This is a genomic window from Pseudooceanicola nitratireducens (genome assembly GCF_900109195.1).
GTDB classification, from domain to species: Bacteria; Pseudomonadota; Alphaproteobacteria; order Rhodobacterales; family Rhodobacteraceae; genus Pseudooceanicola; species Pseudooceanicola nitratireducens.
In genome coordinates, this window is sequence record NZ_FNZG01000001.1 from 993,989 (window position 1) to 1,013,735 (window position 19,747).

15 protein-coding genes are annotated in these 19,747 nt (G+C 59.9%); 7 read left to right on the forward strand and 8 right to left on the reverse strand.

Annotated features, from left to right (window positions below):
- Positions 1-29: 29 nt before the first annotated feature.
- The 4 genes from BMX99_RS04650 to BMX99_RS04665 all read right to left on the reverse strand — a co-directional run bounded on the left by BMX99_RS04650 (position 30) and on the right by BMX99_RS04665 (position 3,692).
- The gene (locus BMX99_RS04650) at positions 30-227 is read right to left on the reverse strand and encodes a DUF2783 domain-containing protein (RefSeq protein ID WP_093447773.1); all 198 of its coding nucleotides are present in this window, start codon (positions 225-227) and stop codon (positions 30-32) included.
- The gene (locus tag BMX99_RS04655; protein ID WP_093447776.1) at positions 224-1,855 is read right to left on the reverse strand and encodes an FAD-dependent oxidoreductase; all 1,632 of its coding nucleotides are present in this window, start codon (positions 1,853-1,855) and stop codon (positions 224-226) included. The genes BMX99_RS04650 and BMX99_RS04655 overlap by 4 nt, the downstream gene beginning before the upstream one ends.
- 37 nt (positions 1,856-1,892) lie before the next feature.
- Complete coding sequence (locus BMX99_RS04660; RefSeq protein WP_093447779.1) at positions 1,893-2,843, reverse strand: MBL fold metallo-hydrolase; 951 nt, start codon at positions 2,841-2,843, stop codon at positions 1,893-1,895.
- A 171-nt stretch (positions 2,844-3,014) separates the two neighbouring features.
- Positions 3,015-3,692 carry a TetR/AcrR family transcriptional regulator gene (locus BMX99_RS04665; protein WP_244525581.1) on the reverse strand — a complete coding sequence of 226 codons (678 nt, stop codon included), beginning with the start codon at positions 3,690-3,692 and terminating at the stop codon, positions 3,015-3,017.
- 126 nt (positions 3,693-3,818) lie between these two features.
- On the opposite strand from BMX99_RS04665, the gene BMX99_RS04670 reads away from it, so the two are divergent.
- From BMX99_RS04670 to BMX99_RS04690, 5 genes are read left to right on the forward strand one after another with little or no spacing between them, the layout of a single operon-like run.
- Positions 3,819-4,883: a C4-dicarboxylate TRAP transporter substrate-binding protein gene (locus BMX99_RS04670; RefSeq protein ID WP_244525580.1), complete on the forward strand. Its 1,065-nt coding sequence runs from the start codon at positions 3,819-3,821 to the stop codon at positions 4,881-4,883.
- Positions 4,880-5,431: a TRAP transporter small permease subunit gene (locus tag BMX99_RS04675; protein WP_093447785.1), complete on the forward strand. Its 552-nt coding sequence runs from the start codon at positions 4,880-4,882 to the stop codon at positions 5,429-5,431. The genes BMX99_RS04670 and BMX99_RS04675 overlap by 4 nt, the downstream gene beginning before the upstream one ends.
- Before the next feature lie 2 nt (positions 5,432-5,433).
- Positions 5,434-6,735, forward strand: coding sequence for a TRAP transporter large permease (locus BMX99_RS04680; RefSeq protein WP_093447788.1), 1,302 nt, complete (start codon positions 5,434-5,436; stop codon positions 6,733-6,735).
- Between the two features lie 14 nt (positions 6,736-6,749).
- A complete protein-coding gene (locus BMX99_RS04685; RefSeq protein WP_093447791.1) occupies positions 6,750-7,520 on the forward strand; it encodes a cyclase family protein in 771 nt (256 codons plus the stop codon).
- 11 nt (positions 7,521-7,531) lie between these two features.
- Positions 7,532-8,473 carry a fumarylacetoacetate hydrolase family protein gene (locus BMX99_RS04690; protein WP_093447794.1) on the forward strand — a complete coding sequence of 314 codons (942 nt, stop codon included), beginning with the start codon at positions 7,532-7,534 and terminating at the stop codon, positions 8,471-8,473.
- Positions 8,474-9,502: 1,029 nt separating this feature from the next.
- Here BMX99_RS04690 and BMX99_RS04695 read toward each other — a convergent pair.
- Positions 9,503-12,322, reverse strand: a complete 2,820-nt coding sequence (locus tag BMX99_RS04695; RefSeq protein WP_175480263.1) for a tetratricopeptide repeat protein — start codon at positions 12,320-12,322, stop codon at positions 9,503-9,505.
- A 317-nt stretch (positions 12,323-12,639) separates the two neighbouring features.
- On the opposite strand from BMX99_RS04695, the gene BMX99_RS19970 reads away from it, so the two are divergent.
- Positions 12,640-12,762: a hypothetical protein gene (locus BMX99_RS19970; RefSeq protein WP_280140397.1), complete on the forward strand. Its 123-nt coding sequence runs from the start codon at positions 12,640-12,642 to the stop codon at positions 12,760-12,762.
- A gap of 116 nt (positions 12,763-12,878) precedes the next feature.
- Here BMX99_RS19970 and BMX99_RS04700 read toward each other — a convergent pair whose 3' ends face one another.
- Together BMX99_RS04700 and BMX99_RS04705 are read right to left on the reverse strand one after the other, a co-directional pair.
- Entirely contained in the window at positions 12,879-14,015 is a 1,137-nt protein-coding gene (locus BMX99_RS04700) for a DNA cytosine methyltransferase (protein ID WP_093447800.1), read from the reverse strand.
- Between the two features lie 79 nt (positions 14,016-14,094).
- Positions 14,095-15,147 (reverse strand): NotI family restriction endonuclease, encoded by a 1,053-nt coding sequence (locus BMX99_RS04705; RefSeq protein WP_093447803.1) that lies wholly within the window; start codon positions 15,145-15,147, stop codon positions 14,095-14,097.
- Between the two features lie 918 nt (positions 15,148-16,065).
- On the opposite strand from BMX99_RS04705, the gene BMX99_RS04715 reads away from it, so the two are divergent.
- Complete coding sequence (locus BMX99_RS04715) at positions 16,066-17,301, forward strand: MobA/MobL family protein (RefSeq protein WP_093447809.1); 1,236 nt, start codon at positions 16,066-16,068, stop codon at positions 17,299-17,301.
- 548 nt (positions 17,302-17,849) lie between these two features.
- On the opposite strand, the gene BMX99_RS04720 is transcribed toward BMX99_RS04715, so the two are convergent.
- Positions 17,850-19,529 (reverse strand): primase-helicase family protein, encoded by a 1,680-nt coding sequence (locus BMX99_RS04720; RefSeq protein ID WP_139199422.1) that lies wholly within the window; start codon positions 19,527-19,529, stop codon positions 17,850-17,852.
- Positions 19,530-19,747: the final 218 nt, after the last annotated feature.

Sequence of the window (19,747 nt, forward strand, 5' to 3'; positions counted from 1 at the left end):
CGAAGGTGTCCGCATGGCGGCCCGGCGGCTCAGCCTCCCGGATGGCGCGCCGCTGACAGGGCTGCGCGCAGGACCGAACGGTCGCCGATCTGGTTGGCCAGCAGCAGGATCAGCCGGGCGTTCAGCGCGGCGCTTTCGTCCTCGCTCAGGCCAGCATGGGCTTCGATCAGTTCGGCGTAGAACCCGTCGGGGTCGGCGATGTTGGGATCGGTGCAAAGTGGTGTCATTGCGGGTCCTTTCCGGTGGCTTTGCGCAGCGCTGCCCGCAGGGCCCTGGCGTCATAGCTGTCCCATCTGGCGGCGACGTGCTGATCCGGGCGGATCAGATATACGGCTTGTGCGGCCGCACCCAGGTATCTGTCGCGCAGGGCCCCGGTCCGATCGTCCTGGGCCGACAGCGACAGCTGCGCCACAGGAAGCCCGTCGATCTGCAGATCGCCCGGGCCGTCGCAATCGATCACCAGAAGCGTGAACTGCCCGCCTAGATGGCGCAGCAGGTAGTCATCGCCAAGCGGCGCATCAGGGCAGGGGCTGCCGACCCGCGTCCGGGCGGGGCCACCCGACAGGGTGTCGGGGCCGTTCAGCGACAGCGCGTCATAGGTGCAGGGCACGGACAGCCGTCCTGAATTCACCAGTGGCCGGGCAAAGGCATAATGTTCGGCCAGATCCAGCACCGCATTGCGGAACAGGTGGCTGACCTTGGACTTGGGCGTGATGAAATCCGTCGAGCGGGTAGAATTCAGGATGTTTTCATCCGCAGCATGGCACCGTTCCTCGTCATAGCTGTCCAGAAGGCGCTCGGGGGCCAGACCCTGCAGCACCAGCCCCAGCTTCCAGCCCAGGTTGTCCACGTCCTGGATGCCGGAGTTCGCCCCGCGCGCGCCGAAGGGGGACACCTGATGCGCGGAATCCCCGGCAAAGATCACCCGGCCATGGCGGAACCGCTTCATCCGGCGGCACTGGAAAGTGTAGATCGAGGACCAGACCAGATCGTAGTCCACATCCCTCCCCAGCATTGCGTCGATACGGGCGCGGATGTTGTCCTCTTTCAGCTCTTCCTTGCGGTCCACATCCCAGCCGATCTGGAAATCAATGCGCCAGACGTCGTCGGGCTGGCGGTGCAGCAGGGTCGAGGCCCCGGACTTGAACCAGGGCTCGAACCAGAACCACCTTTCGGTCGGGAAGCTGGCATTGGTCATGCGAATATCGGCGATCAGGAAACTGTCCTCGAAGACGCGGCCTTCGAAATCCAGCCCCATCATGCCCCGCAGCGGGGAAGAGGCCCCGTCGCAACCGATCAGCCAGTCGGCCTCGATCCGGTAGGGGCCTTCGGGCGTCATCAACGACAGCGCGACGTGATCGTCCTGCAACTCGACCGCTTCGACCCGGTTCTTGCCGCGGATCTCGATCGGGGCTCCCTTGGCCTGGGCGGCCCGGACCTGTTCGACCAGGAAGCGTTCGAAATAGGGCTGCTGCAGGTTGATGAAGGCGGGGAAACGATGCCCCGCCTCGGGCAGGAGGTTGAATTCAAACACCTTTCGGTCGTCGTGAAAGACCTTGCCCAGGTTCCAGACCACGCCTTTGCCCACCATCGCCTCGCCACAGCCATAGCGGTCCGCGATCTCAAGCGTGCGCTTGGCGAAGCAGATGGCGCGCGATCCCTGTCCAACCCCTTCATGGTCGTCCAGAACCACCACAGGGATGCCCTGCAACCCAAGGTCCAGCGCCGTCGCGATGCCGATCGGTCCACCGCCCATGACCACCACAGGGTGACGCACCGGCGCGGGCGCATCCTGATCCGCGTGACGCGCATAGGGGTAGAGCCTGAAGGCCAGTGAATATCGGTCGTCCAGCATGGGTCCTCCTCCCTTCTGATCCGGCACCGAAGGGCGGTCAGCCCTGCAGCGCCGCCCACATCTCTTTGTCGCGCTCGGCGGTCCAGACGCGCGGCGTGTCGATGCCGCGGGCCTCGTCATAGGCGCGCGCGACGTTGAATGGCAGGCAATGTTCATAGATCGCATAGTCCGAGAACTTGGGGTCGCAGGCAGCGCGTACCGCATCCCAGGCCTCTTTCAACGTGCCACCCCGGGCGACCACGCGTTTGACTGGCGCATAGGTGCTGTCGACGAAGTCGCGGGTGTTCTCGATCGCGGCGTTGACCATGTCGGACCCGATCAGCGCATCGCCCCGGCCGGGCGCGATGGCGTCGAGGTCATAGGCCTTGATCCGGTCCAGCGTGCTGCCCCAGTCGGTGTAATGCCCGTCGCCGCAATAGCAGGCCGAATGGTATTCAACGATGTCGCCGGTGAACATGACGTTCTGATCCGGCACATGGATCACCGTATCCCCGGCCGTATGGGCGCGGCCGATCTGGCGAATGTCGACGCGGCGGTTGCCGAGGTAGACCGTCATGCTGTCCGAGAAGGTGGTGGTCGGCCAGGTCAGGCCGGGGATCGATTCATGCCCTTCGAAAAGGCGCGGGAAGCGTTCGAATTCGCTGTCCCAATCTTCCTGTCCACGTTCGGCGACCATGGCCCGCGCGGTGTCGGACATGATGATCTGATCCGCCCCGAAGGCCGAAGCCCCAAGCACGCGCACCGCGTGGTAATGGGTCAGCACCACATGGCTGATCGGCTTGTCGGTGACGCCGCGCACACAGTCGATCACCTTCTGCGCCAGGCGCGGGGTGGCCTGGGCTTCGACGATCATGACGCTGTCGTCACCGATGATCACACCCGAATTCGGATCCCCTTCGGCGGTGAAGGCATAAAGCCCGTCGCCCACCTCGGTGAAGGAAATTGTCTTCTCGGTCATGTCGCCTTGGGATGCGAATGCCTTGGCCATGGGCGTCTCCTCTCTGCATATCGTAGCATTTGCAACGATCTTTAGCCGGAGAGGGGGAGCTGCGTCAATCCCAAGCTTCCGGGCCCGATCTTAGGGCAGGTCAGGGCATGTCAGGACGGTCGGGCAGGGCGAGGGCCAGGTTCAGGGCCAGGTTCAGGGCCAAGGTCAGGGTCAGCCCTTGCCAAGCGCCTGCTGGATGCCACCGGTGCAAAAGTCGATCAGCATCTCGCGGTAGTCCATGGGGCGGTCGCTGGCGGGGCCGTCCGACAGGCCAGCGATCCGCGACTGGCTGGCCACGATCGACAGCATCGAAGCCACGGTCAATGTCAGCACGGTCGCCAGTGCGGTGGCATCGGCCGAGGGGTGCAGGGTCTTGATTTGCGCAATGAAGGCGCGGGCGGTCGGGTCATACAGCTCTCGGATGCCATCGGAAAACCGGTCTCGCGCCACTTCGCGCGCGACCAGCTGGGCATAGGCGCGCCACTGCGGATCGCCGCGCGACGCGATATCCAGATAGGGGGTCAGATAGGCATCGACGATGTCGCGCAGCTGCATGTCCCCGCGCGCGATCAGATTCCGCAGGGCGGCCATGCGCAGATCATGCAAGGTCGCCGCGCGGCGGCTGAACACGGTCATGAACAGCTCTTCCTTCGAGCCGCCGTGAAAGCCCACCACACCCAGGGTCACCTCGGCCTCGGCGGCGATCTGCCGGATCGAGACCGCTTCGAATCCCTTGGCCGCGAAACAGCGTTCAGCGGCGTCCAGCACCCGTTCACGTGTCGCCTCGCCCCGGGCCAGACGTCCATCGGTCGTCGGGGAAATGTCTGCGTTCTCCTGGGGTTGCGGCACGCGTCGGCTCTCCTTTTCGGGGTCTGACTTCGCCCCATTGACTTTTTATACGTACGTACAGATAGTTTTCCGTGAGGAGAGAATGCCGGAGCTTGGACCCCGGCGCAACTGGGAGGAGAGGACCCCATGAGTTTCAACCGTATGCTGGTCGGCGCATCGCTGGCCGCAACCCTTTCGCTTGGCACCGCGCTGCGGGCCGAGACGATCGATGTCACCACCGTTGCGGGCCATCCGCCGGTGTTTCTGTGGGTGAAGACGCTGTCGGAATCCTTCATCCCGGCGGTCGATGCCGCGCTGGAGGACAGCGACATCACCATCGACTGGACCGAGGCCTATGGCGGCACGCTGGCCAAGGTCGGCGGCGAGATGGAGGCGATGGAGGACGGGCTGGCGCAGGTTGGCATCGTGTCGTCGCTGTTCGAACCTTCGCTGCTGAGCCTGCAGAACGTCACCTATGTCACCCCCTTCGGGTCGCCGGATGTGGATCTGGTGCTGTCCACCGTGGACGGCATGCACGACGAAATCCCCGCCATGCGGAAGCTGTGGGAAGACCTGGACCTGGAATATCTGGGCGGCGGGTTCGGGCTGGAGGATTATCTGCTGATGACCACCTTCCCGGTGACCTCGATGGCGGATCTTGAAGGGCGCAAAATCAATGCCCCGGGACCGGCCGTGAACTGGCTGAAGGACACCGGCGCGGTCGGTGTCTCGGGCAACCTGACTACCTACTACAATGACATCCAATCCGGTGTCGCCGAAGGGGTCATCGTCTTCCCGACCGCCGCCGCGGCGGCCAAGCTGCATGAGGTCGCGCCCTATGTGACCCGTGTCGGCTTTGGTGCGCAGTTCGCGGGCGGCATCGTTGCCAACAAGACCTGGTTCGAAGATCAGGACCCCGCCGTGCAAGAGGCCCTGCGCAAGGCGGCAGATACCTTTGCCGCGGACTATCGCACCGGACTTGAGGCGCGCGTGGCCGGGGCCTTCAAGGCAATGGAAGCCGGCGGGGCCGAGATCAGCGAAATGTCCGACGCCGAACGCGTCACCTGGGCCTCGGCCCTGCCGAATGTGGCGATGGACTGGGCCAAGGCGCTGGACGCCAAGGGCCTGCCGGGGACCGAAGTGCTGACCACCTACATGCAGCACCTCAAGGACGCAGGGGTCACCCTTCCGCGGGACTGGTCGGTCGAATGACGACGTCCGAAACTCCGGTCGGGGCGCCCACGCGCCTCGACCGTCTGGCCGATGCGGTGATGGGCACCGCCAATGTGGTGGCGACGCTGTGGATCCTGGGCCTGATGGTGCTGATCGTGGCGGATGTCCTGGGCCGCGAGACCCTGGGCCAACCGATCGCAGGCGTGCCCGAGATGGTGAAATATTCGATCGTCGGCATCGTCTTTCTGCAGATCGCCCATACGCACCGAAAGGGAGAGATGATCCGCTCGACCGGGATCCTGGGCATGCTGACCGCCCGCTACCCGCGCGCCGCAAAGGCGATGGAACTGACAGCCCAGCTGTGCGGCGCCGCCTTTGCGCTGACGCTGGCCTGGGCGGTCTGGCCCAAGGCGATCCGCGCCTATGAACGTGGCGAGATGGAGGGCGTGCAGGGTCATTTCACCCTGCCGGTCTGGCCCTTCCTGTCATTGATCGTCCTCGGCTCGGTCCTTCTGGCACTGTCCTTTCTGCTAAGCGCTGCACGCGAAGTGCAGTCCCGACCCACACAAGCTTTCCGGAACACCTGACCATGGATCCGATCACTGTCGGCTACCTGTCGCTTGGCGCGATTGCCATTGCCATCTACGCCGGGCTCCACGTTGCGATTGCCCTTGCAGGCGTGTCTCTTTTTGGGGTCTGGGCCATCACCGGTAAGCTCAAGCTGGCGATGAACTTCGTCGCCCTGGCCGCAACCGATTCCATTGCCGATTACACCTTTGGTGTCGTGCCATTGTTTGTCCTGATGGGCCTTGCGGTTTCCGAAAGCGGCATGGGGCGGGATACCTTTGCCGTGATCGCGCGCGGCCTGCGCCGCTGGCGGGGCGGGCTTGGCGTGGCAACCGTGTTGTCCAATGCGGTCTTTGCGGCGATCACCGGGATCTCGATCGCCTCGGCGGCGGTCTTTTCCAAGGTGGCCGTGCCCGAAATGGTCCGCGCGGGAACCAACCGGTCGATTGCCGTTGGCGTCGTCGCCGGGTCGTCAGTGCTGGGCATGCTGATCCCGCCGTCGCTTCTGCTGATCCTCTTTGCGATCCTCACTGACAGTTCGATCGGCGATCTGTTCATCGGCGGCATCGGCCCCGGCCTGCTGCTGACCCTTGCCTATATCCTTTATCTCACCGGTCTCGGGGTCGCCCGACCCAGCCTGTTCGAAGGTGTCCTGACCAAGGCCGAAGACGACCACACCCCGACCTGGCGCATCCTGCCGGTGCTGGGCCTGGCGGGGCTGGTCCTGTCGGGCATCTACCTGGGCTTCTTCACCCCGACCGAGGCCGGGGCCATCGGGGCCGCAGCCGCCCTGGTCATCGGCACCGTCCTGCGCCGCATCGGCTGGCGCGCGGGCTGGCGGATTGCGGTGCAGACAGGCCATATCACCGCCGCCGTCTGCTTCCTGATTATCGGCGCATCGATCTACAGCCGCATGCTGGCCTTCTCGGGGCTGCCTGCCTCGATCACCCAGGCGGCGATCGAAAGCGGCATTGGTCCGGTCGGGTTCCTGATGCTCTTTGCCGGGCTTCTGGTCCTGCTGGGCACCGTTCTGGACAGTTCGTCGATCATGCTGGTGACCGTGCCTCTGGCCTTTCCGGTGACGCAGCAGATGGGCATCGACATCGTGCACTTCGGCCTGATCACCGTGCTGGCTGTCGAGGTCGGGCTGCTGACCCCGCCGCTTGGGCTGTCGGTCTTTGTGGTCCATGCCACGCTGAAGGACACCGGCATCACCCTGGGCGAGGTCTTTCGCGGTGCCGCGCCCTTTGCTCTTATCATGGCGCTGACACTGGTCGCGCTGATCCTGATCCCTGAAATCGCAACCGGCCTGCTGGGCCGCTGAAGAAAGGACAAGCCATGCGCCTGATCGACCTGGCCCGGCCACTGGAAAACACCGAATACGCCGATCCGCCGGGGCTGGCCCCGCAGATCACCTATTTCAAACACGCGGACACTGCGCAGCAGATCCTTGACTTCTTTCCCGGCGTGACCCGCGATGGCCTGCCCGGAGGCGAAGGCTGGGCCGTCGAACAGGTGGCCTTGTCGACGCATAACGGCACCCATTTGGATGCGCCCTATCACTACCATTCCACCCAGGACGGCGGGCAACGCGCCATCACCATCGATGAGGTGCCGCTGGAATGGTGCATGGGGCGCGGGGTCAAGCTGGACTTCCGCCACCTGCCCGACGGCCATGTCGTCACGGCAGAAGAGGTCGCGGCAGAATTCGACCGGATCGGGCATGACCTGCAGCCTGGCGATATCGTTCTGGTAAACACCGCCGCCGCCGCGCACTACGGCACGCCGAAATACGTGCCTTCGGGCTGTGGCATCGGCCGCGCGGCGACCAACTGGATGACCGAACGCGGCATGCGGGTCTGTGGCACCGACGCCTGGAGCTGGGACGCCCCCTTCATCCACACCGCGCAGCGCGTGGCGGAAACGGGCGATGCGTCGCTGATCTGGGAAGGTCACCGGGCGGGCATGGATCGCGCCTATTGCCATATGGAGAAGCTGGCGAACCTTGAAGATCTGCCCGCCACCGGGTTCGAGGTCCAGTGCTTCCCCGTCAAAATCAAGGGTGCCTCGGCCGGCTGGTGCCGCCCTGTTGCCATCATCCGGGACTGAAGGAAAATCCTATGAAACTAGCAACTTTTGACGCCGGGCAGGGTGCCCGGCTTGGGGCGCTGATGCCCTCGGGTACCGATCTGGTCGATCTGTCGGCTACGGATCAGGCCGCGCTGGCCTCGATGCAGGCGCTGATCGATGCGGGCGACGCGGGGCTGAGCCATGCGCGCGCCGCGCTGGAGGCCGCCGCCGTCACCGTGGCGCTGAAGGATGTCCGCCTGCTGGCCCCGCTGCCCTGTCCGCTGCAGATCCGCGATGCCTCGACCGCGCCGCGCCATATTGCCAATGCGCCCGTCGGCATGCGCCGTCTGGCCGCCGCGCTGGCGGGGGAACCCGATCCCGGCCATGCCGAGGGCGGTGTGCCGGACATCTACAAGGCCCAGCCGATCTTCTACATCACCAACCGCTTCAGCGTGGCGGGGCATGACGACACGATCACCTGGCCCGGCTACTCCAACTATATGGACTACGAGCTCGAGGTCGCCGTGGTCATTGGTAAGGGCGGCCGCGATATCGCCGAGGCCGACGCGATGGACCACATCTTCGGCTATACCATCTTCAACGATTTCTCTGCCCGCGACACACAGTTGCGCGAAATGCAGGGCATGCTTGGGCCGGCCAAAGGCAAAAGCTTTGATGCGGGCAATGTCTTCGGCCCCTGGATCGTGACGCGAGACGAGATTGCGGACTACCGCGACCTGCGCTGCGTGGCCAAGATCAACGGCAAGGTCGTGACCGACAGCCGCCTGGGCGAGATGCTGCATGGCTATGAGGCCATGATCGCCTTCATCTCGAGTGCCGAAACGCTTCATCCCGGCGAGATCATCGGCGGTGGCACGGTCGATGACGGCTGCGGGCTGGAGCGGTTTGAATTCCTGTCCGACGGCGACGTGGTCGAACTGACGGTCGAGGGGATCGGCACCCTGCGCAACAAAGTCGTGCGCGCGGGCTGATCTTATGACAATCGACAGAGGCGGCGGGGTCGCGGCCTCTGTCTTTGCGCCTTCGGCGCACAGGGGGGCTATTGGTTTCCCGGGATATCTTACTGAAATGAACAGCGCGCTAGTGCCCGAGCCGATCTGGTCGCGGGCGGATTTCGCCTATGGGCGGGTTGGGGACTGATCCTGTCCAAAAGGGCTGCAACGCGCCCCAAATGGCGTCCTGCAAGGGGTCGTTCATGAAACGTTATCAATGTCTTGGAGGATAGCCAATGGCAGCCCGTAGGGGGCTACCAGAAAACCAGGTTCGGTGAACAAAATAAGGGCAAGGGTGTCCCACGGAGGCATGAAGTTGGGGACATGGAGATCAATGGGTTAGCAGGTAGGTGTCCCACGGTTGTATGGAGTCAGGAAGCCACATCAGGTGCCGGGCTCATGCGCTCATCCGTCCGATCTCTTTTGATCGCTGACGCGCTGTATCCTGCGATCAGCGCCGCCAGGCGCTATTGCCATAATTATCGCTTTTGCAACCCTGTGCCGTTCTTCATACCTGCTCGTGTTTATTTCATTTCTTCGTTGTCGGCTGCGCGAAGGCAGTGCGCCGAAGATTTTTGCAGCGGCGGTGATTTTCGGTCCCGTGTGTACTCTCCGGTGGATAGTGGAGTTGCCCGACTTTTGTGGAGAGCGATTATTTCACATCACGTGCCTTTCGCTCGAAGGCGGAAGGGCTCATGAAGTCGAGCGATTAATGGCGTTTGAAGGGCTTGTAGAATCCGCCGATGTATCTGGCGATGGCGTTTTCCACCTGCTTACGTGATTGCCAGGTGACTGGCCAAATCAGTTCCGATTTGATAGTCTTGAAGAGCGTCTCGACCAGCGAGTTATCATAGCAGTTCCCGCGACCGCTCATTCAGATCAGGATGTTCCGTCCACGGACCGATATTCTGGGTATGTCGATCACGCTGCGTGCTTACCAAAACGACGAGACTGCGGCCCTCTTAAAGGCGCTTCGAGATAGCCGCCGTCCTGCGCTTGTCAAAAGCTTTATAGGTCCAGGAGGCTCTCCTGCGACTTGAGACGCTCAGCCAGGCTGTGCGCAACCTTCTCGCTCTCCGCGTAGGCCTCCGCAGCCCGGGCATGATCACCGGTCGCTTCAGCGGCGCGGCCCACGTTTTTTAGCGATACCGAAAGGTCGCGCAGACTCGTCGGCGTATTCAGGTGCTCCGCGAGATCGCGCGCGAGCTCCAGGCTCTCCGCGTAGGCTTCAGTGGCGGCTGCTTGATCCCCGCCGGCCTCCGCCGCGCGGCCCACGTTACCGAGTGACACCAAAAGGTCGCGCAGGCTTTCCGGCGTCCTCAGATGCTCTACCAGATTACGCGAGATTTCCACGCTCTGCGCGTGAGCCCCGGCGGCGAAGGCATGATCCCCAGCGAACTGCGCCGCACGGCCTACGTTGTCGAGCGACACCGACAAGTCACGCAGACTCGCTGGCGTCTTCAGGCGCTCCGCCAGGTCGCGCGCGATTTCCAGCATCTCGATGAAGGCCGCGGCGGCGGCGGCATGATCCCCGGAGATCTGCGCCGCGCGGCCCACGTTACCGAGCGAAACCGAAAGGTCGCGCAGGCTTTCCGGTGTCTTCAGGTTCTCCACCAGATCGCGTCGCAACTCCATGCTCTCCCCATAGGCCGCAGCGGCGGCGGCATGTTGCCCAGCGATCTGCGCCGCGCTGCCCACGTGGTCCAGCGACACTGACAAGATACGCAGGCTCTCCGGCGTCTTCAGGCGCTCCGCCAGGTCGCGCGCGACCTCCAGCATTTCGACGGAGGCCGCAGCGGCGGCGGCATCATCCCCGGTGACCTTCGCCGCGCTGCCCACGTTGTTAAGCGACACTAACAGGTCGCGCAGGCTCTCCGGTGTCTTCAAGTTCTCCACCAGATCGCGCCGCACCTCCAAGCTCTCCCTGTAGGCTTCGGTGGCGGCGGCATGAGCCCCAGTGAGCTGCATTGTGCGGCCCATGATGTCCAGCGACACCGACATCTCGCGCAGGCTTTCCGGCGTCTTTAGGCGCTCCGCCTGTTGGCGTTGCCTCACGAGCAAAGGGCCGGAAATCTCGAGAGCTTCGGCTATTTTGCCATCATTTTGCAGTAGCCTCGCAACATTATTAAGCAGCCAACTCTCGACTTTATTCGCCACAGCAGGTTCGCGGTAATAAAGTGAAAAGAACTTATCAGCAGCCTCCAATGCCGACTCGTGGCAGTAGCGTTCGGCCTCTGCCCGCGCCACGTGCGCCAGTGCGAGCAAGACGTAAAAACGCTCCTCGAGATCTTCTTCAGAAAAAATCTGTGCCGCGAGGCTATATGTGAGAATCTGTTCCTCAATTCCTGAGGCCAGGTCGCCATTCTCGAGCCGAGTGCGGAGAAGCGCTTTTAGGGATGTCCTAAGGGCAACCTCATCGCCCAGAGTTTTCAGCGATCGACGTCGACGCTCGGCCACCATATAGAACAGACGCTCGGAGAACTCCGCTATCTTCTCCCGTCGCCGGGACGACACGATGCTGTATGGGTTGACTGCTTTCGCAAGCGCCTCTCCACGCGTTTCGCCCAGATGCAATCGAGCGAGCTCATCGATCGTTTCGGAAACGAAGCGAACTCCTTGCAAGCTCGCAAGGCAGATTGCTTCCTGGACATCTTGGGGAGCGTCTCGCAAGCGACGCATGACAACCTTGAAGATGTCATGGGTCTCCTTAAGCGCCTCGGCGAAACCTTCTTCAGTCAGCGCGGCTTTCGTGTCGAAGTCGTTGAAGAAGTCTTCGTTCTCCCGCAGAAACGCGATGATCTGCTCGAGGTGTCGTGGATTGCCACCGGCGTGATTCAACAGGGCCGACGCTTGGTCCGGCAAAAGCCCGGGAAAGGCCTCAACAAGGGCGCCAGTCAGATCAGGCACGATCGGCAGGTCGATCTCCAGAGTATTGCTGGTTTTCAAGAATCCGCCGGGCAAGCCCGCTGCGGGCCCATTGTCTAAGGGTGTGCCGTCGCGGCCATGTTTCAAGATGCCCGCAAAGCAACGCTCGGACTTTATGAATTCCGGGGCGAGATCGCGCTTCCAGTGCGTGACAAGGATCAGTACCGGCCAGGACTGGGTCATGGCGGAATGAAGCAAGCGCTCCGTGAAAACCGATAGGCCCGGATCGTCCTTCGAGAACTGTGCATCGTCAATCAATATTACGCCTGCCGTCTTCGCGTAGGTGTAGCACCGTGGATTGAAGATGCTCTCAAGGTCTTCCAACACCGCGTCGACCCGGCTCATCGACCGTTGGCCTGCTTGCTCGCGGGCGATGTTGGCGGGCGAACCGAGGGTTCCTCGCAGAATGCCTACAGTCTTCAGCAGGCCTTCCCCGACAGAAATCACTGTGTCGTAGCCACTCCAACTGGCGGCCTCGCTTTTGGCCACGTCCCGCCAAACATTCACGATGGACTTACTGGAACTCCTCATCCTTGCACGCATTGTCAGGGCAACCAGATGTGGGGCGAGGAAGTTATCATAGGTGGCAATTGCATCACCGGCTATACTGTTCTCGGCGCCTTTGTCCGATGCCCTTAGGCCCCACCAAAGGTACGGAATCGGCACATTATAACGGCAGCTATCAGGATCAGGATTCACGTCCATACTGCGGTCAAGAAGCGAGACTGCGTGAGGCCAATATCCCTCGCGTCCAACTCCATCGATAGTCTCGCTTAGCCAGCGGTAAAACTCCAGGGCCAGCCGGGTCTTTCCCACGCCACGTTCCGCCTTCAGTATTACAAGCTGTGGTTCCGGTGCCTCGACCTTGCTCGCACGCTGCCAGCGCTCAACAATCTGCGCCATCTCTACGGCGCGACCACAAAACTGCATGAAAAACCATCCTCAGAAACATTCCGATCCTAACATTCTCAGCGTAGGAGGAATTTCTCGAGCCTGGCAAGGCTGGTAATCCCCCGGGCAATCCCCCCGTTTTTGCCGAGGCTTGGACGCAGAATTTATGCGGCCATCCTCAGTTTCTGGACGGGTGTCTCACGCCTTTCGAGGGTTTGTTGGCAAACTCTCAAGCAAATAACATCGAATGGCCGGTGTGATTGCGCATCGCACTGTCTAACTCAATGACGCAGCTGATCAGCTGATGGCCAGTCTGATTCCAGCTGCAGTTGACCCAGCTCATCGACCATTCTCGTGGTCACCTTGAGGAGAGCTTTGTCAGTATCAACGCTGCCATCGAAATCGAAGCGGAGCGCGGATTGATGGATTTTCCTGTGCCCCATTTCCTGTAAACAGACCTATTGCATTAGCCCGATGAAACGGAACATGGAACGCGGTCGGGATTCCAAAATGACTTCGGCCCCGGCGACATTTATTGTCGTGTAAGGCGTTGGAATGGAGAGTGGCTCTATGCCGCTGTCTCTTCGGTTGCCGCGATCTCCATCGCCTCTATCAGCGCGTGACCAACCGCTTTGCCGAGGAGCGGTGGAACTGCATTGCCGACTTGGACATATTGATCAGTTTTAGAACCGGAAAAGACAAAACTGTCGGGAAAAGACTGTAGACGGGCAGCCTCGCGGACAGAAATTGCGCGGTTCTGTTCTGGATGGATGTATGCGCCCCAATGGATATCGCACTTGGTGAGGACCGTGCAGGAGAGCCCGTCCCAAGTCATCCGTCCATAGCGCTTCGTGTGATCGGATCGCTTCGCCCGCTTCATCCCCGCCGGCAGCAAGTCGAACGGGATATCGCGCCAACTCCCCCCAGGGGGAATGTGCTCGAGCCGATCCATATTCACTTGGCCCAGGCGCGGCGCAGAATGGTTCTCCACGGTCGTCCGATTTCCGCGGACTAAGATCTGGAAATCTCCTTTGGGCTCGGACGCATACTCCATAAGGCCGCAGTCTTCTCCGTTCTTCAGTGTAGGAAGGTCGCCAATGGCGTCCTTGATCGTCACATATGGCTTCAAGCCTGGCCCATGTGTCGGCTCCGGATGAATGATCGGCGCACCAACACGATTGCCGATGATGACGACTCGCCGGCGCTCCTGCGGTACGCCGTATTCCTCGGCGCGCAGGACCTGCTCTTGGACCTTGTAGCCAAGCTTTGCGAACTCGTCCTTGATTGCTTGGAGTGCCTCGCCACCACCGGCAGAGAAGATCCCCGTGACGTTCTCCATAACCACGAACTTCGGGTGCATCTCTTTCACGACCCGAAGGTACTCCCGAAAAAGCTGGGAGCGCTCATCGTGCATTCCGCGTTGATGATTGTAGACTGAGTAGGCTTGGCACGGGGGGCCGCCGGCCAGGACGTCCAACTCTCCCTTCTGTAGGCCAGTCGCCGCTTTCAGATTTTTCGCCGTCAGGTCTTGGATCGGACCAGGGATGAAGGTGGCTCCGGTATGTGACTTTTCGAAGGTTTCTCCAGCGGCATCGAAGCAGTCGTTTCCGGCCAGAACACGGAAATTGGCCATCTCGAGACCGGCGGTCAACCCACCAGCACCGCAGAAGAGGTCCACAACTGTCGGTTTCCACTGCTCGCCCATGCCACCCTCTGAGTCTTCTTTTGTTCTCTACGCGGATACCAGATATCGCGGTTTCCGGCAATTCCATATCGACATGGCGTTACGGACCAGCGATCATTTTGTCTTCGATCGAAGCCTCAAAGTCTCCCTTTGCGACGGGGATCCCGCCCGTCAAACCTTCGATTGAGTGTTCCAGTGTCGTCAGGCGGCGGTCGACCACCTGGAGCGCGAACGCGGCCCCAGGCGTAGGCTGGACGAAGTCCACAATATACCAGACAATGTCGCAATTCGACACATCGGGGACCTCGCGCATCTTACCCATCGACTCGAAGAAGGCGATGTCGACAACGACAGCCATTTTCTTTCCCCAACGACGCAAAGTCGGCACTTTGATCTGCAATTGGGGCATAAAACGCTTGGGGCCGCTTGATCGGTAATCCGGTCGACGGCCTTCCTTTGGCATCGAGAGACGCCCACCGTCGTTCGCGATCGCGGTGAGCTCCTTGCCCATCTCCTTTCCAGAGAAATAGACAGCCTGGACTTCGACGGCAGCCCACTGCATTGGATGTCCTTGAGGCGTGTTCGTGGCCGCCAGAACCATGTCGATGTTCCCGACGCTCTGTCCGGGGTCACTGTCAAGGTTGCCGGTCGATTCCAGAAAACCAACCTCGCCGACTTGGAACGGGTTCGGATCGCCAAGGAGATCCTGACCAATGTGTTGAACTACAGTGTTGTCCTCTTGATACCGCACGGGGCACATGCCGCGGATGTAGGCTCGCTTGCCCGTGACCGGCTGGATCCCGCCGCCAGGCTTCTCTTGGTAGAGACGCATTGAGCAGACGCCGCCCTTTTTGTTGCAGAATGGGAAAGGGGCATCTGTGCGGAACGGACAGATCATTTGCGTTGACTGCAAAGATGCGAGGCGGGCCTCGAGATCTGCTAACCGTTTCTGCTCCGTGGGTGTCAGAGGACCCGCCTTGACCTTTTCCCGAAGGTCAACGATGCGCTGCATTTCTTTCTTATCCAGCATCTTGCCAGATGCTTTGAATTTTCCGAGGCGGAGGCGATCCCCATCCGAGAGATCGAGAAACGGCATTCCATACCATTCGGCGATATGGAACATTTCTTTTTCCTTGGATTTCTTTTTCGCCATGCCGCTTCCCCTGATTCGATGGTTGTTGAAACCAGTACCAATCGCGGTGCACGTGTGGGAAGAAAAAGAAGACCCGTTCAATGCATCCCGTTGAAACCGAGACACGGATTAGAACGACAATTGCTGGCGCCAAAAACTGTATTTGATGGCCGATACCAACACATCTGCGCCTTGGGTCTCATGTGAACTGTTTCTCTTGGAACGCATCTGTAGAAAGCTTGCAGCATTGTCAGTTGGAGCGTGACTGGCATCCCCCGCTCAGTCTTCCCGAGTACTTGGGAAAAGTCAGTTTCCGATGGACCAAGATTCGGCGAAGCGCACAAATCCGCCAACTATGGTTAGGGATGAAACAGCCTCGCGGGCGAGCCGCAAGGCATACAGTTTGTGTGGTTGTCACTCGTGCTACCGAAATTTGCGCTGCACGCATGCGTCTGGCTTGCCAAGAGTTTCTTCGACGGCGGACAGATGCCAAGGCTCGATGTGCATGAGCAGGTACTGTCGCAATGTCTCCGTGTCTGCGTCCGAATTCTCGGTAACAATTCGCTCAATCGCTCCGCCGAGAACGCAGAGGCGGTGGGTCCGTTGGGCTCGATTTTCTGCTCTGGCAGCCATTTCGAGGCGCGCTATCCGATCACGATACCGTTGGTATGACTGCGACCTTGACACATGATACTTTTTCATTGTTCCAACCTCCATTCAGGACTTTTCCTGAAAAGGAAATCGGGCCCCGTTCCGAGAACCGCGTCGGTAGACGTTTAGCTTTTGCTGGATCGCCATAACGGCATGAGACAGCTTGCCGTTAGGCGACCTGCAACAACGATAATGTCGTTTTGCATCCTTGCGCCCCTTCCTTGAATTTTGCTCCCGCGTCAGCGGTACCTATTTCCAACTCGATAAAAACGGGGTCGGGGTGAGAGCATGACTTTGACCGTCTCACATACAGAGAGACACAGCGCCAGCTGGGCACGTTTCAAAGTTGTGCAAAGGAGCAAGGGGCAGTCAGCCGTCGCGCGCGCGGCGTACCACCTCGGCGCCAAACTCCACGATCCTCGCACTGGCAAGACGCACAATTACACCAAGCGCCATGGCATCGAATTGGTAGGCGTTTTTGGCTGGCGAAACCGCGACCCACAAGACCTCTGGCAAGCTGCGGAAGAGCGCGAAAAGCGTAAGAAAAACGGTGCCTGGATCGCAAATGCGCAGACTGCGCGCGAGATGACCATTGCGCTTCCCGTCGAACTCGCAAGAGAAGACCTCCACCGTATTCTCCGAGGCTACGCTCTCTGGCTCGTTGAGCGCTACGGCGTCGCGGTCCAAGTAGTCGTTCACGATCCGCCAAGAGACGGCTCAAAAAACTTACACTGCCATATCCTGATGACAACTCGGCGCGTGGAACCAGATGCGCCGCAGGGACTGGGTAGGAAGGCCCGGGAATTGGACGATCGTTCAGCGCAAGAAGACATATCGGGGCACAAATCCAAGTCCCGTGGCTCTTCTGAGATAATGGCGATGCGTGAGGAGTGGGAAGACCGCATGAACCGTGCGCTGGACAAAGCCGGATCGTCGCGAGGTCGGGTCGACCTGTGCAGTCACAAAGTGCGCTATGAAAAAGGTCAAGGCGCGCCGAAAATGCCAGCCCGCCATCTCGGTCCGGCGCGTGCTGCTGCCGCCCGCAAAATACTGGAACTGAACGCTTCATTCGAAGCAGCTGGCATTGCCAAAGAACCCGAACCAAACTGGCTGAAAGAGGCTCGCGCCGACGCAGAATTGAACGCTGAGTTAGATAATCTTTATCGCTCACTTTTGTGGGAAGCGCGTAGAACGCACGGCTCCGATGAAGAGGTGCCGTTGGTTCTGATGGCGAACATTGGTCTGGTCTTGCTCGGAATCGCAAGAGCAATCTGGGGGGCCGATTTCGGTCGCGATCCGATCGATCCGGCCTCTCGAAAAAATCCACAAAGACCAAATATAAGATACGGTGGCGGTGAGGATGACCGCGCCGATTCCAGCAGGCAGGATGTTGCACAGGGCTTCGACATGCCGCTGGATCTTGAACACCAAAGCGCTGCGTTGCCACAAACTCCAGAGCCCCCGCGGGTCTCTCCGAAGAAAGTCTGGCGCCGCGCCCCAGACCGTCAACGCACAGGACACTGAGACCGCCGCGAACTTGCCCGGGCGCCAATATCCTTGGCCCGGCGATCATAATGAGATGCTGCCAACACGATCAGATTACAGTAGGTTTTAGAGCGATACGAGATGGCCGGCGATCCGAGGTTTTCCAGGCAGCCTTGCCCTGCTCAGGGCCGTCCTTACTCGCGCCTCCACTTCGACTCTTGTAATCCGCTCTGTCGCGGTGAATTGGCCTATTTCGAGGCCATCAGCGTGGTTGATAGCCAGGACGGTCAAGTCCGGCCATGTCAGACGGACCTGGCTTCCGGAGTAGATCATGCAAGGGGCAAGGTGTGCCATGGTTCGATCGTGCACTGAAAATGGTTGCCAAAACATTACAGCGCATTGTGCCTAATCCGCGGTGCCCATTCTGCGACGACAGGCAGGTTTGTGAGGCCGGGCAGCGGGAACGCCGTCTTGCTCAGAGAGAGGTAACTGATCACGGCAGTTGGGTAACCTCCGCAAGGAACATTCCTCCCAAAATGGACGCATCAAAGTCATAGAGGGTAGCCACAACCCCAACAACGGAGGTCTTACTTGGCGCCTTGGCGCAATGCACGGGCTTTGATCTCGCGCGTATCACAGATCATCTTTGCACGCGCTACGCTTTCGCCTTCATAACAAAGCTTAATGACACTCATTGGCGCATTCTGCAGTTTCTTGAAATCTCGTACTGCATAGAGGCGTATCTGGTTGCCCTTAGGTCCGATGCGGGGCTTGCCCAGATCGCCTCCACCAATACGCTCTTTTCCAAGGAATGCCGCTATAGACTGGACTGATGTCTGACGCGGTGCTCCTGCATCTTGTGCAATCTTCAGTGCTTCACGCGTGTTGATGATATCCCTGTCGAAGGGAGCCGATTGAGAATGCCAAGCATCCTCAAGCCACGCTTCGACGCCATTTTGCGTCGCATTGCGTACCGTGTCTTTGTGCTCTGTGTGAGGAGCAGGTGCATGCGGATTGAACGTTGAAAGGTCTCTGGTATGCAACGCGTGCGCGAAAGCAGCGATCTCTTTGCCCCAAATCTTTGAGTAAAAGTCGTCGAAATAGGCTGGTGACTTCGGTTGCTGGCGGCAGATTATTACAAAATATCTGCGGTCTTGGTCTTCAACGTACGCTGCGTTCTCGTAGTTCGAATACATCATGAAGTTCGCATGGTTTGGCACGCGGTAAGGCTTCACATTCTTCTCGTTGATCCGGATGATCTCTTGGGTAATGAGGGGCTTCAACTTGTTCGCCACCTCGCGGCGCTCGCCGCACATAATCTCAGGCACTACCACAAGAGACGAGCTCTTCATGAAGTCGAACCGACCGTCGCTTAGGGCATCGTCCGGCAAGAAGTATGCATTGTCGTATCCGAGAACTCTTGCAAGCGCGATTCCGAGGGTGTCTTTGCCGACACCCTGAGCGGGCGAAATGATAAGGGGCGAGTGGTTGATTTTCGCTCCAGGGTTTTGAGCCGCGAATGCCATCCAGTCGAGAAGATGCTCTGCGTGCTCTGTCACGCCATTGCACAGATACAAAATGTGGTCAGTCATCCAACTTGCATCTCCATCTTTTGGAGCAATGTCAGGTTTGGTGTAGGTGTTCAGCCACTTTACGCCGTCGACCTCGACAATCTCTCCATCGTCTTTCGGAAGGAAGCGTTCATTGTGAACGCGATGCGCGGTAGGGTCTTCGCGAAGCATCTTGAAAGCGTCGAGGCGTTCTCCTTTTTCTGATTTCGCGTCGATAGGCATGATGTGTGCCTCAGAGTTCGAGAGCGCCTTGGTTGAGATCCAATCTTTCGCACGGCGATCCCAAATTTCATCCCTAAACGCCGCATAGACGTAGCGCTTGCGCAGATAATCAACGACATTGAATGCCTTCCGATTCTCGTTCGCCTCTATCTTGTCGAGGCCGAGCTCAGAAGCTTGAGCGGCTTCCCGTTCAAAGTTTGCGAGGATCCACCAAACGTGTGCAGGCTCAATAGACGGCACTGCCGCGAGGAACGACCGTGCCGCAGCTATATCCGGATCATCTCCTCCTCCGTCGCCGTCAGAATTTTCGTCGTCGGTGCCTTCGACAATCGCCAAGACAGCAGAGCTTTTCACACCAGCGCCCTTCGTGCGCACGGCGGCGATGACCTCTTTCGAGAGGGCGGAGGGGCGGCGGCTTAGAGCCGGAAGAGATTTTTTCATTTGGTTTTTCCTACCTGTGTCTTTCTCCGCCATGGTCACCCCCGGGGGATCAATCCCAGGGGTATGTGACACAGGTGAAGAGCAGCGTTTGTCGCTACAGGAAGAATATAAGTCTCTTCGAAAGGCGTGGCTTAACGGGACTTGAAAGAAAAATTGAAAAAAATACTTAAGGCTATGTAATATAACAAAAAAAATATATTGACAGGGTTTTCCTCCGGGGTCGGCTTGGTACAGAAGCATGAAGTGAGCTC